This is a genomic window from Polymorphobacter sp. PAMC 29334 (assembly GCF_019431245.1).
In the GTDB taxonomy this organism is placed as follows: Bacteria; Pseudomonadota; Alphaproteobacteria; order Sphingomonadales; family Sphingomonadaceae; genus Polymorphobacter_B; species Polymorphobacter_B megasporae.
In genome coordinates this window covers 1,825,333-1,838,076 of the sequence record NZ_CP080243.1, presented here as the reverse complement: position 1 = coordinate 1,838,076, position 12,744 = coordinate 1,825,333, and the positions used below count along the sequence as shown (strand labels likewise).

Annotated in this window: 10 protein-coding genes and 1 tRNA gene; 6 read left to right on the top strand and 5 right to left on the bottom strand. The window is 68.9% G+C overall.

The window, feature by feature from the left end:
* Together KZX46_RS12550 and KZX46_RS12545 are read left to right on the top strand one after the other, a co-directional pair.
* On the top strand, positions 1-759 hold the full coding sequence (locus KZX46_RS12550; protein WP_226895926.1) for an NAD kinase: 759 nt from the start codon (positions 1-3) through the stop codon (positions 757-759).
* 74 nt (positions 760-833) lie between these two features.
* Positions 834-908, top strand: a tRNA-Asn gene (locus KZX46_RS12545).
* A gap of 224 nt (positions 909-1,132) precedes the next feature.
* Here KZX46_RS12545 and KZX46_RS12540 read toward each other — a convergent pair.
* From KZX46_RS12540 to KZX46_RS12525, 4 genes are read right to left on the bottom strand one after another with little or no spacing between them, the layout of a single operon-like run.
* Positions 1,133-2,707: an alpha-N-arabinofuranosidase gene (locus KZX46_RS12540; protein WP_219774286.1), complete on the bottom strand. Its 1,575-nt coding sequence runs from the start codon at positions 2,705-2,707 to the stop codon at positions 1,133-1,135.
* The gene (locus tag KZX46_RS12535) at positions 2,700-3,632 is read right to left on the bottom strand and encodes a Gfo/Idh/MocA family protein (RefSeq protein ID WP_219774285.1); all 933 of its coding nucleotides are present in this window, start codon (positions 3,630-3,632) and stop codon (positions 2,700-2,702) included. Before KZX46_RS12535 ends, KZX46_RS12540 begins: the two co-directional genes overlap by 8 nt.
* Complete coding sequence (gene araD1 / locus KZX46_RS12530) at positions 3,629-4,624, bottom strand: AraD1 family protein (RefSeq protein WP_219774284.1); 996 nt, start codon at positions 4,622-4,624, stop codon at positions 3,629-3,631. The genes KZX46_RS12535 and araD1 overlap by 4 nt, the downstream gene beginning before the upstream one ends.
* A 4-nt stretch (positions 4,625-4,628) precedes the next feature.
* Positions 4,629-6,158, bottom strand: a complete 1,530-nt coding sequence (locus tag KZX46_RS12525) for an aldehyde dehydrogenase (NADP(+)) (protein ID WP_219774283.1) — start codon at positions 6,156-6,158, stop codon at positions 4,629-4,631.
* Between the two features lie 289 nt (positions 6,159-6,447).
* Here KZX46_RS12525 and KZX46_RS12520 point away from each other — a divergent pair, with 289 nt between their 5' ends.
* On the top strand, positions 6,448-7,191 hold the full coding sequence (locus tag KZX46_RS12520) for a FadR/GntR family transcriptional regulator (RefSeq protein ID WP_226896281.1): 744 nt from the start codon (positions 6,448-6,450) through the stop codon (positions 7,189-7,191).
* 142 nt (positions 7,192-7,333) lie between these two features.
* Here the strand turns inward: KZX46_RS12520 and KZX46_RS12515 are convergent, their stop codons facing one another.
* Positions 7,334-8,617 (bottom strand): sugar MFS transporter, encoded by a 1,284-nt coding sequence (locus KZX46_RS12515; RefSeq protein ID WP_226896280.1) that lies wholly within the window; start codon positions 8,615-8,617, stop codon positions 7,334-7,336.
* A gap of 185 nt (positions 8,618-8,802) precedes the next feature.
* Here KZX46_RS12515 and KZX46_RS12510 point away from each other — a divergent pair, with 185 nt between their 5' ends.
* The 3 genes from KZX46_RS12510 to KZX46_RS12500 all read left to right on the top strand — a co-directional run bounded on the left by KZX46_RS12510 (position 8,803) and on the right by KZX46_RS12500 (position 12,708).
* Positions 8,803-9,954 carry an aldose epimerase family protein gene (locus KZX46_RS12510; protein WP_219774281.1) on the top strand — a complete coding sequence of 384 codons (1,152 nt, stop codon included), beginning with the start codon at positions 8,803-8,805 and terminating at the stop codon, positions 9,952-9,954.
* A 133-nt stretch (positions 9,955-10,087) separates the two neighbouring features.
* On the top strand, positions 10,088-11,668 hold the full coding sequence (locus KZX46_RS12505; RefSeq protein WP_219776982.1) for an amidase: 1,581 nt from the start codon (positions 10,088-10,090) through the stop codon (positions 11,666-11,668).
* The gene (locus KZX46_RS12500) at positions 11,665-12,708 is read left to right on the top strand and encodes an acetamidase/formamidase family protein (protein ID WP_226895925.1); all 1,044 of its coding nucleotides are present in this window, start codon (positions 11,665-11,667) and stop codon (positions 12,706-12,708) included. Before KZX46_RS12505 ends, KZX46_RS12500 begins: the two co-directional genes overlap by 4 nt.
* The last annotated feature ends 36 nt before the right edge of the window (positions 12,709-12,744 follow it).

Below are 12,744 nucleotides of genomic sequence, written 5' to 3'. Positions count from 1 at the left end.
ATGGCGCTGCTGGTCTCGCCGACCGCGCAGGCGCACGCCGCGGAAGCGCTGCTCCGCCCGCTGTACGACTGGACTGCGATCCGCGATGCCGAGGTCGTCGTGGCATTGGGCGGCGACGGGTTCCTCCTCCAGGTTCTCCACGCCGCGCTCAACGCCCGCCAGCCGCGCCCGGTGTTCGGCATGAACCTTGGCTCGGTCGGCTTCCTGATGAACGAGTTCCGCGTCGACGACCTGCCGCGTCGCCTGACCGACGCACGCGCCTTCGCGCTGCACCCGCTGTCAATGGAGGCGCGAACCGTCGGCGGCGCGATGACGATCTCGCCTGCGATCAACGAGGTGTCGCTGCTCCGCGAGACGCGGCAGGCGGCCAAACTCGAGATCAGCGTCGACGGCAAAGTGCGGATGCCCGAATTGTCGTGCGACGGCGTCCTTGTCGCGACCCCGGCAGGGTCGACCGCGTACAACCTGTCGGCGAACGGCCCGATCCTCCCGCTTCAGGCCGATTTGCTCGCGCTGACCCCGATCAGCCCGTTCCGCCCGCGGCGCTGGCGCGGCGCGCTGCTGCCGCAAGCATCGCTCATCGAGATCCGCATTCTCGAGAGCGAGAAACGCCCGGTCAGCGCGGTCGCCGACCAGCTCGAGGTCCGCGACGTCGCCTCGGTCCGGATCGTCAGCGACCGCAGCGTCACGCTCGACCTGCTGTTCGACCCCGGCCACGCCCTCGACGACCGCATCTTTACCGAGCAGTTCGAAAACTAACCGCTACCATCGTCCGGCGAAGCGCCGACAGGGGTTGTTACGCCGAACCGGCATCGCTATAGCCGCTGCTCCGTTCCCTGGTAGCTCAGCGGTAGAGCGTTCGACTGTTAATCGAAATGTCGTAGGTTCGAATCCTACCCGGGGAGCCAGTTTCTTCACTGCCGATGTTGGGATCGACCCAATAAGCCTCCGTTCGCGCGGGGGCTTTTGTCGTTTTGGGACGATGCGCACTTCTCCTCCCCTCCCCTTTAGGGGAACGGCCGGGGGTGGGCAGTAACCGCGATCACTGAGCTTGTGAGAGCCCCACCCCCGGCCACGCCAAGCGGCGTGTCTCTCGCCCCTCCCCTGAGGGGGAGGGGATGCAGGGCGCTCGCTACTTCAGATCCAGCATCACCACCGATTTCGGCGGCAGCGTCACGCGCAGCCCATCTCCCGCCAGCGCGGCCCCGGTGAACGCCGCCGGCTTGACCGCGTCCGGGCGGTCGAAGGTGTTGATCGCGGTCATCTCCGGCGCGGTCAGGATGCGCCCGCCGACCGTCGTTGCGGCGAGCCCCGGCAGCCGCACGCTCACCGTCGTTGCGCGATTGGGGTCGAGGTTGGCGAGCCCGACATGGACGACGCCGCTGGTGTCGCGCACCGCCGAAGCGCTGACCGCGGGCATCGTCCAGCGGTCCTTGGCGTACCACGGCGACTTCAACTCGAGCGGCAGCACCGTCGCGCCCATGTACGCCTTGTACATCGCGAAGACATGGTACGTCGGCGTCAGGACCATCTTGTCGTCCTTCGTCATGATCATCGTCTGGAGGACGTTGACCATCTGCGCGATCGCGGTCAGCCGAACGCGGTCGGCATGCTTGGCGAAAATATTGAAGTTGACCGCGGCGACGAGCGCATCACGCAGCGAGTTCTGCTGCTGGAGGAACCCCGGGTTCGTGCCCGGCTCGGGCGCGTACCACGTCCCCCATTCATCGACCGCGAGCCACGTCTTCTTCGCCGGATCGGTCTTGTCCATCTCGGCGCTATGTTTGGTGATCAGCTCGTCCATCCGCCCGGTGTCGGACAGCGTCTCGGCCCAGCCGGCCTCGTCGAATTTGGTCGCCGAGGCCTTCGGCGGCCAGCCGCAGCAGCCGGGGACGGTATAATAATGCAGCGACACCGCATCGACCTGCTTCGCCGCCTCGCGCATCATCACCCCGGTCCACGCATAGTCGTCGGTGTTCGCGCCGCTGGCGATCTTCTGGATCGTCGTGCCGGCAGGGGTCTTGATATACGTCGCGTAGCGCCGGGTGACGTCGGCGGCGTATTCGGGGCGCATGTTGCCGCCGCAGCCCCACAGTTCGTTGCCGATCCCGAAATACGCGACCTTCCACGGGGCCTTGTGGCCGTTGCGCGCGCGTTCGTCGGCGAGGCTGCCGGCGGGCGAGGTCATATATTCGACCCACTCGGCCATTTCCTGCGGCGAGCCGCTGCCGACATTGCCCGAGATATAGACGTCGGCGCCGATCTGTTCGGCGAGGTCCATGAATTCATGCGTGCCGACCGCGTTCGGCTCGGTAACGCCGCCCCAGTTGGTGTTGATCTTGACCGGGCGCTTGGCGCTCGGGCCGACGCCCTCCCGCCAGTGATATTCGTCGGCGAAGCACCCGCCGGGCCAGCGGACGACCGGCACCGCGAGGTCGCGCAGCGCGCCGACGACGTCGTTGCGGAAGCCGCGGGTGTTCTTGATCTTCGACTTCGGCCCGACCCAGAGCCCGCCGTATATGCCGGTGCCGAGATGCTCGGCGAACTGCGAGAAGATCTGGCGGCTGAATACCGGGCCGGGCTGGTCGGCGTGGATCGTCAGCTCGGCGGTCGGCGGCACTGGCTCGGCGGTCTGGGCATGGAAGACCGGCGCGGACGCCGTCGCCAGCATCCCAGCCAATACGCGTAGGATCAGTGCCTTAGTCATCGAATGCCTCGACAATCTGTTGTCTGCCACGAAGGAATGCGTCGGCGACGAGCTGGAGCGGGCGCGTGTCTACCTCCCTGCGGCAGTCGCGGATCAGGTCGACGAAGCGCGCGTATAGCCCGGGATATTCGCGCTCGTCATGTGCGACGATCGCGTCGGGCAGGTGCAGCACCGCGCCGCCCGACGACAAGGTCAGCGTGCCGCCGTCGGTATCGACGGTGATGTCCCAGCTTTGCGGACCGGTCTGGCGGAAATCGAGGTCCATCGTGATCGCGGTGCCGGCGGTGTCGCGGAACACCAGGTCGGCGGCGATCGGCGCGGCGCGATTCGCCGGGATCGACAGCGTCGCGGCGGTCAGGAAGAAGGCGTGCGGCAGGATATGCGTCGCGATCGACAGCGCGTTGATCCCCGGATCGAACACACCGAGACCGCCGGGCTCCCAGATCCACGCCTGTCCCGGATGCCAGACGCGGACATCCTCGCGCCAGACGATCGCAACGCGGTCGAGCCGCTTTCCCGACAGCCATTCGCGCGCCGGCTCGACCCCAGGCGCGAAGCGCGAATGCCAGCCGGCGAACAGCGTCACCCCCGACGCCTGCGCCTGATTGGACAGTGCCGCGACCTCGGCGACCGTCGCGCCGGGAGGCTTTTCGAGGAAGACGTGGAGCCCCCGCGCCAGCGCCTGCGCCGCGAGATCGTAGCGCACCTGCGGCGGGATGCAGATGACGACCGCGTCGATCGCCGGTCCGTCCGCGAGCAGGTCGCCGAGGCTCGCGAAATGCGGCGTCGTGGCGACGCCGCCGTGATGTGGGCTGACCGTCGCCGCGAGGTCGAGCGAGGAATTGGCGGCAATCGCGGGGAGGTGCTGGTCGTGCGCGATCTTGCCGAGGCCGACGACGGCGAGGCGGATCGGCGCACCGGTCACAGCACGTAGACGGCAGTGTCGGCGGCAGTGTCGGCGACCGCAAGGCGGTTACGCAGCGGAAGGGTGAATGGCGGTGCCTCGATCTCGAATGTGTCGCCCGCCTGCGTCCGCATCCCGTCGGCGAACGACAGCGTCGCGGTGCCGAAGAAGTGGACGTGGACGTCGCCAGGGCGGCGGAACAGTGGGTATTTGAAGTGGTGCGCTTCGAGGTTGGCGATGCTGTGCGACATGTTCGCTTCGCCGCTGAGGAACGGCTTTTCCCACAGCACCGCGCCATCGCGGACGATCCGGCTGGTTCCCGCGACGCTGGCGGGGGGTGGGCCGACGAGAAGTTCGGGGCCGAGCGCCGCCGGGCGCAGCTTCGAATGTGCCAGCCACAGGTAATTGTGCCGCTCGGTAACATGGTCGCTGAACTCGTTCGCCAGCGCGATGCCGAGGCGGAACGGGGTGCCGTCGGGGCCGATCAAATAGATCCCCGCAAGCTCGGGCTCCTCGCTGCCGTCCTGCGCGAACGACGGCGAGGTCAGGTCCCCGCCCGGTCCGACGAGGGTCGTGCCGTCGCCCTTGAAGAACCATTCGGGCTGTTGCCCGGTCTCGCCGGGCGCGGGCTTGCCGCCCTCGACGCCTTCGAGGAACATCCGCATAGAATCGGTCTGGGTCGTCGCTGCCGCCGCCGCGCGGTGCATCTGGTCGCGCCCCTCGGCCGAACCGAGATGCGTCAGCCCGGTCCCGGTCATCAGCAGATGCGCCGGGTCGTCATGGTCGATCGGCGCGAGCAACTCGCCAGCCGCGAGCGCCGCAACGATATCGACCGCCGCGCCGGTGCCGCACGTCGCGACCATCGCGGCGAGGTCGACCCCGGCGGCAATCGCCCTCGTCGCCAGCGCGCGCACCGTGTCGACGCCGGTGACGAACGCGGCACCGGCGTCGGTCGCGGCGATCACCGACCGGGTGCCGTTGGCGCTGCGATGCTGGAGGAGGCGCAACGTCATGCGTCTATGCCGCAACGCCGTCGATCAAGCGCGGAAACGCCGCCGCGCCGTCGTCGCGCAACACCGCCGGAAGCAGCTCGGCGGCGAGGTTCTGGTAGCACACCGGGCGGAGGAAGCGGTCGATCGCGAGGCTGCCGACCGAGGTCGTGCGCCCGTCCGACGTCGCCGGGAACGGCCCGCCGTGGACCATCGCGTGGGCAACTTCGACCCCGGTCGGCCAGCCATTGGCGAGGATTCGGCCTGCCTTGCGCTCCAAAACGGGCAAAAGGCGCGCGGCCATCGGCACGTCGTCGGCGTCCATCTGCAGCGTCGCGGTGAGCTGGCCCTCGGTCGTCGCGAGAACCTTCGCGAGTTCAGCCTCGTCGGCGCAGCGGACGACGAGTGATGCTGCGCCGAAGACCTCGTGGCCAAGGCTTTCGTCGCTCAGGAAGTCGGGCGCACCCGTGGCGAACAGCGCCGCACGGCCACGGCTCGCGCCCTCACCCAACGCGCCCTGCGCGAGCGTCTCGACATTGTCGTGGGCGAGCAGGTGCGCGACGCCCTGCTCGTACGCGGCGTGGATGCCGGGGGTGAGCATCGTCGCCGCGCTCGCCGCCGCCATCGCGGTCCGCGCCGCCGCCTCGAACGCGTCTAGGCCGGGTCCGGGGATCGCCAGCACGAGGCCGGGGTTGGTGCAGAACTGCCCCGCGCCCATCGTCAGCGAACCGACGAACGCGGTGCCGAGCGCCGCGCCGCGCGCCGCCAGCGCCGCGGGGAACAGCACGACCGGATTGACGCTGCTCATCTCGGCATAGACCGGGATCGGTACGGTGCGGGCCTGTGCGAGACGGACGAGCGCGAGGCCGCCGGTGCGCGAGCCGGTGAAGCCGACCGCGGCGATGCGCGGGTCCTGGACGAGCGCCGTCCCGAGCGCGGTGCCGGGCCCCTGGAGGTGCGAGAACACGCCCTCGGGCAGGCCGCACGCGGCGACCGCGGCAGCGATCGCGCCCGCGACCATCGCGCCGGTGCCCGGGTGCGCCGGGTGGCCCTTGACGACGACGGTGCAGCCGCTTGCGAGTGCCGACGCGGTGTCGCCGCCCGCGGTTGAGAAGGCGAGCGGGAAGTTGCTCGCGCCGAACACCGCGACGGGGCCGACCGGGATCATGCGGAGGCGTAGGTCGGGGCGCGGCAGCGGCGCGCGGTCGGGGAGCGCGGGGTCGATCCGCAACCCGAGCCAACCGCCGCGCTCGACGACACCGGCGAACAGGCGGAGCTGGCCGACGGTGCGCCCGCGCTCACCCTCGAGCCGGGGACGCGGCAGGCCGCTTTCGAGCATCGCCTGGACGATCAGCGCGTCGCCGAGGCCCTCGATCTCGGTCGCGATGCGGCGGAGGAAGGTGGCGCGCTCGGCGGTGCCGGTCTCGCGGTAGGCGTCGAACGCGGCGTCGGCGACGGCGCACGCGGCGGCGACTTCTGCGGGACCGTCGACGTGATATTCGGGGCCGACGGGCTCACCACTATCGGCGGCGATCGAGCGAAAGGATGCCGAAGCCATATTGTCACCTGACGGATTGAGATTTAATAGTCCGACAATAAGGTCCGCGGCCCGCGAAGGCAAGATTTCTCGCCGCACGGTCGCATCGAAACCTGCCAGCCCGAGCGAAGGGAGCCGATCCGTGGCCAAGCCGCCCGCCGATCTCGCCAGCGACGGCCCTGCCCGCAATGCCCCCGTCAGCACAGTCCCCGCCGACGCGGTCAACGCCGGCACCGACAGCGCGCAGGACCTCAGCATCGGTGATGCTTCGACCAACCTGACCACCGATGATGCTGTCGTCGGAACCGATTTGGCGAGCCCGACTGCCGCCGACGACGCGGTCCGCAGCCCGCGCGGCACCGGGCGCCGCCTGCACGGCGCGATCGCGCACAAGCTCGGCGTCGCCATCGTCTCGGGCCATTACGCCCCCGGCGACCGCCTTCCGGGCGAAGTCGCGTTCTCGGGCGAGCTCGACGTCTCGCGCAGCGCATACCGCGAGGCGGTGCAGGTCCTCACCGCCAAGGGGCTCGTCGAAAGCCGCCCCAAGGCCGGGACGAGCGTCTTGCCGCGCAACCGCTGGAACCTGCTCGACCCCGACGTGCTGGCATGGGCGTTCACCGGCGATCCCGACATGCGCTTCATCCGCAACCTGTTCGAACTCCGCGCGATCGTCGAGCCCGCCGCCGCCGCCCTTGCCGCCGAGCGCCGCGACCGGGGCGACCTCAAGTTGATCAAGGAGGCGCTTGCCGCCATGTCGCGCCACACGCTCGCGAGCGACCTCGGCCGCGCCGCCGACCGCGACTTCCACACCGCCATCCTCGCCGCGACGAAGAACGACGCGCTGATCGTGTTGAGCTCGAGCATCGGCGCGGCGGTCAACTGGACCACGGTCTTCAAACAACGCGCCCGCGCGCTGCCGCGAAACCCGATCCCCGACCACCGCCGGGTGTATGAGGCAATCGCCGCGGGGGATGCGGGCGACGCGAGCAGGGCGATGCGGGTGCTGGTGGATCTGGCGCTCGACGATATCAGCCGGCTGGGGGACGAGGGCTAGCTGCTTCCCCTCCCCTTCAAGGGAGGAGCGAGAGACGCGCCGCTTGGCGTGGCCCGGGGGTGAGGAAGTTACGGCCTGTGGTGTTTGGGGTGACTCCCCCACCCCCGGCCCCTCCCCTGAAGGGGAGGGGAGGATAAGGAGGCTAAACCCCCACCACCGGCTCCGGCAGCGCGGCCGTCACCCGCGCCCCCCACACCGCATAGAACAGCACATACAACTCGCACGCCGCCGTCAGCAGGAACGAGTTCTGCAATCCATATGTATCCGCCAGCCACCCCTGCACGATAACCAGCGCGCCGCCCGCGATCGCCATGATCAGCAGGCCCGAGCCCTCCTCGGTCAGTGGGCCGAGGCCGCGGATGCCGAGGGTGAAGATCGTCGGGAACATGATCGAGTGGAACAGCCCGACCGAGATCAGCGCCCACATCGCGACATGGCCGGTCGTGAAGGTCGCGACGATCATCACGACGAACGCCCCGGTGCTGGCGAAGGCGAGGACCTTTTCGGCGGGGATGGTGCGCATCACCGCGCTGCCGACGAGCCGCCCGACCATCATCCCGCCCCACAGCAGGAACAGGTAGTGCGACGCCTGCTCGTGGGTCAGGTTGCCGATCTCGGGCTGGCTGACGAAGTTGATGAACAGGTTGGCGACGCCGATCTCAGCAATCAGGTAGATGAAGATCGCCGGGATGCCGAAGACGAGGTTGCGGTGCGCCCAGAGCGACTGGCCGCGCCGCGCCTCCTTGCCCGAGCGCTGGGTCGCGGTGCCCATCGCGGGGAGCGGGAAGCGCGCAATAACGACCGCGAGGACGACGAGAATGCCCGCGACGATGAGATACGGCAGCACCACCGCATGCGCATCGGCGATCCGCTCGGCCTGGGTCAGGACCGCGGTGCTCCCCGCCGCGGCGGTGCCCGAAGTCGAGCGCCCGAGGATCAGGTAGCCGCCGAACAACGGGGCGAGCGTCGCCCCCGCCGAGTTGAACGCCTGCACCAGATTAAGCCGCGACGACGCGGTTTCGGGCGGGCCGACGACCGCGACGTACGGGTTCGCCGCGACCTGGAGCAGCGTAATGCCGCTGGCGATGACGAACAGCGCGAACAGCGTCACGCCGTACGAGGGAATCCGCGCGGCGGGGACCATGACGAGTGCGCCCGCCGCCATCATGCCGAGGCCGATGACCATCGCGCGCTGATAGCCGACGCGCTCGATCAGCTTGGCCGACGGGATCGAGGCGAAGAAATAGGCGATGAACCAGACGCTCTCGATCAACGTCGTCTGGGTGTAATTGAGGTCGAACACGGCGCGCAGGTGCGGCAGCAGCGTATTGTTGATGACGGTGATGAAGCCCCACATGAAGAACAGGCTGGCAAGCAATGTCAGGATCGGGCGCGGATTGATCGTCGCGCCGCTCGATGTCGTCATGCCTGACGCCGCGTCGCTCGTCGCGGTTGCGCCCGCCGTGGTGACCGGAAGCGCCATGTCTTTCCCCTCCAAGTTTGCGGGCCTGCGACCTTCTCCGGGTCGATCTTGCCGCTGATCCAATTGTCCGACTATATAGCGTCGGCCAGAGCGTCAACGCCGAACGCTCGCGCCGCGCGGGAGATGATATGCGGAATTTGCAAGCGAAGCACGCCCTCTCGTTTGGGGCCATCGCCGCCGCGCTCTCCCTGTCAGTCGCCGCTGGGGCGGTCGAGGCGCAGCGCGCGCCCGCGGGCACGCTCGCCGACGGCACGCCGATCGAGCTGATCATGCTGACCAATGCCAAGGGCGTCAGCGCGCGGGTGCTGACCTATGGCGCGACGCTCCAGGGGCTGCTCGCGCCAGATCGCAACGGCAAGCTCGCCGACATCGTCCTCGGCTATGACGCGCTCGCATCGTACGTCGACCACCCGAATTACTTCGCGGTGACGGTCGGGCGCTACGCCAACCGGATCGCGGGAGGGCGCTTCGTCCTCGACGGCAAGACGTACCAACTCCCGCTCAACGACAAGACCAACTCGCTCCACGGCGGCGGCAAGGGCTTCGACAAGGTCGCGTGGCACGTCGCAAAGATCACCAGCGGCACAGTCGCGAGCGTCGTCCTGACCCACCGCAGCCCCGACGGTGAGTCGGGATACCCGGGCAACCTCGACGTCACGACGACGTACGCGCTCGACGAGGCGGGGGCGCTGACGATCACCTTCGCCGCGACGACCGACAAGCCAACGATCGTCAACATGACCAACCACGGCATCTTCAACCTTGCGGGCGAAGGCGCGCCGCAGGGAACGTCGCAGCATGTCCTGACGATCCCGGCGTCGGCGATCACTCCGGTCAACGCGAGCCTGATCCCGACCGGCGCACTGATGCCCGTCGCGGGAACGGTGTTCGACTTCCGCAAGCCGCGCCTGATCGCCGAAGGACTGCGCGACGGACGCGACCAGCAGATGCGCTTCGGCCAGGGCTATGACCATAATTTTGCGATCGATGCCGGGCTGACCGCCGAGCCCAAGCTGCTGGCGCGGCTCCACGATCCGGCGTCGGGGCGGACGCTCGACATGCTGAGTACCGAGCCCGGGGTGCAATTCTACACCGGCAATTTCCTCGATGGCACCTATGTCGGCAAGCACGGTCATCTGTACCGGATGGGCGACGGCATCGCGCTCGAGCCGCAGAAGTTTCCCGACGCGCCAAACCAGCCGAAGTTCGTCTCGGCGCGGGTCGATCCGGCTCACCCGTACCGGCACGTCATGGTCTACCGGGTGTCGGTCGACCGCTGAGTTCGCGCCGCCTGCGACGATTTTGCGCTTGGCAGGCGGGCATTGCCGCATGACGATCGCCGCCGTCAGGGGGGCAGGCAATGGGCATGCGCGCGGCGCTCCTCACGGCAAGACGAAGCCTTGGGAGATGTCGATGAACCTGCGCGCACTCATTGCCGGCGGCGTAATGCTCGCCGCCGCCCTGCCCGCCGCGGCGTATGATGTCACCGAGAAGTCGGTCGTCCAGATCGAGGCCGATCTTGCCGCGGGCAAGGTGACGTCGGTCGAGCTGGTGCGGCTGTACCGTGCGCGGATCGTGGCGCTCAATCCCAAGCTGCACGCCGTCATCGCGCTCAACCCGCTCGCCGCGAGCCAGGCACAGGCCGCCGACGCGGCGCGGCGGGCGGGCAAGCCGCAGGGCGCGCTCGCCGGGGTGCCGATCCTGATCAAGGACAACATCGAGAGCGCCGACCCGATGCCGACGACGGCGGGGTCGCTCGCGCTGGCGAAGAACATGCCCGGCCGCGACGCGCCGCTGGTGGCGAAACTGCGCGCGAGCGGGGCGATCATCCTCGGCAAGACCAACCTGTCCGAATGGGCGAACATCCGGTCGACGCACTCGATCAGCGGCTGGAGCGCGGTCGGCGGGCAAGCGCGCAACCCGTATGCGTTCGACCGCAACACCTGCGGGTCGAGCGCGGGATCGGGGGCCGCCGCCGCCGCGAGCCTCGCCGCCGCCGCGGTCGGGACCGAGACCGACGGCTCGGTCACGTGCCCGGCGGCGATCAACGGGCTGGTTGGGTTAAAGCCGACCGTCGGCGCGATCTCGCGGACCTATGTCGTGCCGATCAGCCACAGCCAGGACACGCCCGGTCCGATGGCGCGCAGCGTTACCGACGCGGCGCTGCTGTTCGGCGCGATGGCGGGACGCGACCCCGCCGACCCCGCGACCGCGCGCGCCGACGCGATCGGCACCGACTTCGCAAGCCGCCTGCGCCCCGATGCGCTCAAGGGCGTCCGCGTCGGCGTCCTGCGCTACGCGGCCGGCTTCCACGCGGCGACCGACGTCGCGTTCGACGCAGCGCTGGCGAAGTTGCGCCAAGCGGGTGCGGTCCTCGTCGAAATCACCAAGCCGCTGCACGACAACGACGCGGAAATCGGCCATCTCGAACAGATCGTGCTGATGACCGAATTGAAGGCCGACATGGCGAGCTACCTCGCGTCGACTAAGGCCACCGACGTGCCGAGCCGGGCGCTCGCCGACCTGATCGCATTCAATACCGCGCACGCCGTCGTCGAAATGCCGCTGTTCGGGCAGGAATTGTTCGAGGAGGCGGAGAAGACCAAGGGCCTCGCCGACCCAGAGTACCGCAAGGCCGAGGCCGACGCGCACCGCCTCGCCGGGCCTGAGGGGATCGACAAATTACTCGCCGACAACAAGGTTTCGGTCCTCGTCGCGCCGACGCTCGGGCCGTCATGGCTGATCGACCCGGTGCTCGGCGACCATTTCGCCGGCGGCGGCGCGGGGTCGCCCCCGGCGGTCGCGGGCTATCCGCATCTGACCGTGCCGATGGGGCTGGCGAACGGCCTGCCCGTCGGGCTGTCGTTCATCGGCGCGGCGTGGAGCGACGCGGCGCTGCTCCGCTACGGCTATGCCTATGAGCAGGCTGCGCAGGCACGCCGCCCGCCGCGCTATCTCTCGACAATCGATTACGGCATCAAGGCGCTCAAGTGAGCGGCGATCGAGGGATGATCCAGATGATGTGGCGAAGCCTGGCGGCGCTGTTGCTCGCCGGAACCGCAACCGCCTCGGGCGCGGCGACCTTCACCCTCGATGCGACCCCGCAGACCGTTGCGTGGGGCAATTACGATGCCGCCGCCAAGCCGGTGCTGCGGATCAAGTCGGGCGATACCGTCGTGTTCAAGACACTGCTCACGAGCAGCCCGACCGCGCTCGAAAAGGCCGGGGTCGCCCCCGACGCGGTCGAGCCGAGCCTTCGCAAGGTGTTCGACGAGGTCAAGGACCGCGGCCCCGGCGGCCACATCCTCACCGGCCCGGTCGCGATCGAGGGGGCCGAGCCGGGCGACACGCTCGAAATCCGCATCGACAAGGTCGAGCTCGCGATCCCCTACGCGTACAACGCCTTCCGCTACGGCGCAGGGTTCCTTACGGACGACTTCCCTTACTCGCGGATCAAGATCATCGCGCTCGACAAAAAGCGGATGGTGGCGAACTTCGGCCCCGGCATCGAGGTCCCGCTCCACCCGTTCTTCGGCAGCATGGGCGTCGCCCCGCCGCCCGCGTTCGGCCGCTACGACAGCGCCCCGCCGACGATCAACGGCGGCAACATGGACGACCGTTCGCTCGTCGCGGGGACGACGCTCTACCTCCCGGTCCACGCCAAGGGGGCGCTGTTCGAGATCGGCGACGGCCACGCCGGGCAGGGCAACGGCGAGGTCGACATCACCGCGCTCGAAACCTCGCTCGTCGGCACGCTGACCTTCGTCCTCCACAAGCACGAGCTGTCGCCCTACCCGCGCGCCGAAACGCCGACGCACTACATCGCAATGGGCTTCGACGACGACCTGTCGAACGCGACGCGCAAGGCGCTGCGCAACATGATCGATTTCCTCGTGAGCGCGCGCCACATGAGCCGCGACGATGCGTACATGCTGATCAGCGTCGCGGGCGATGTCGAGGTCACCGAGTTGGTCGACCACAACAAGGGGGTGCATGTCACGCTAGCGAAGGCGTTGTTTACGGGGAAGCCGTAGTGCGGCTGGGGTTGGGAAGCGCATCCGCCCTCAAGA

Bases quoted from the DNA above. Each gene is read 5' to 3' on its own strand.
- KZX46_RS12550 (WP_226895926.1), top strand. From the start codon at position 1: ATGGCGCTGCTGGTCTCGCCGACCGCGCAGGCGCACGCCGCGGAAGCG.
- KZX46_RS12540 (WP_219774286.1), bottom strand. From the start codon at position 2,707: ATGACTAAGGCACTGATCCTACGCGTATTGGCTGGGATGCTGGCGACG.
- araD1 (WP_219774284.1), bottom strand. From the start codon at position 4,624: ATGACGTTGCGCCTCCTCCAGCATCGCAGCGCCAACGGCACCCGGTCG.
- KZX46_RS12525 (WP_219774283.1), bottom strand. From the start codon at position 6,158: ATGGCTTCGGCATCCTTTCGCTCGATCGCCGCCGATAGTGGTGAGCCC.
- KZX46_RS12515 (WP_226896280.1), bottom strand. From the start codon at position 8,617: ATGACGACATCGAGCGGCGCGACGATCAATCCGCGCCCGATCCTGACA.
- KZX46_RS12510 (WP_219774281.1), top strand. From the start codon at position 8,803: ATGCGGAATTTGCAAGCGAAGCACGCCCTCTCGTTTGGGGCCATCGCC.
- KZX46_RS12505 (WP_219776982.1), top strand. From the start codon at position 10,088: ATGAACCTGCGCGCACTCATTGCCGGCGGCGTAATGCTCGCCGCCGCC.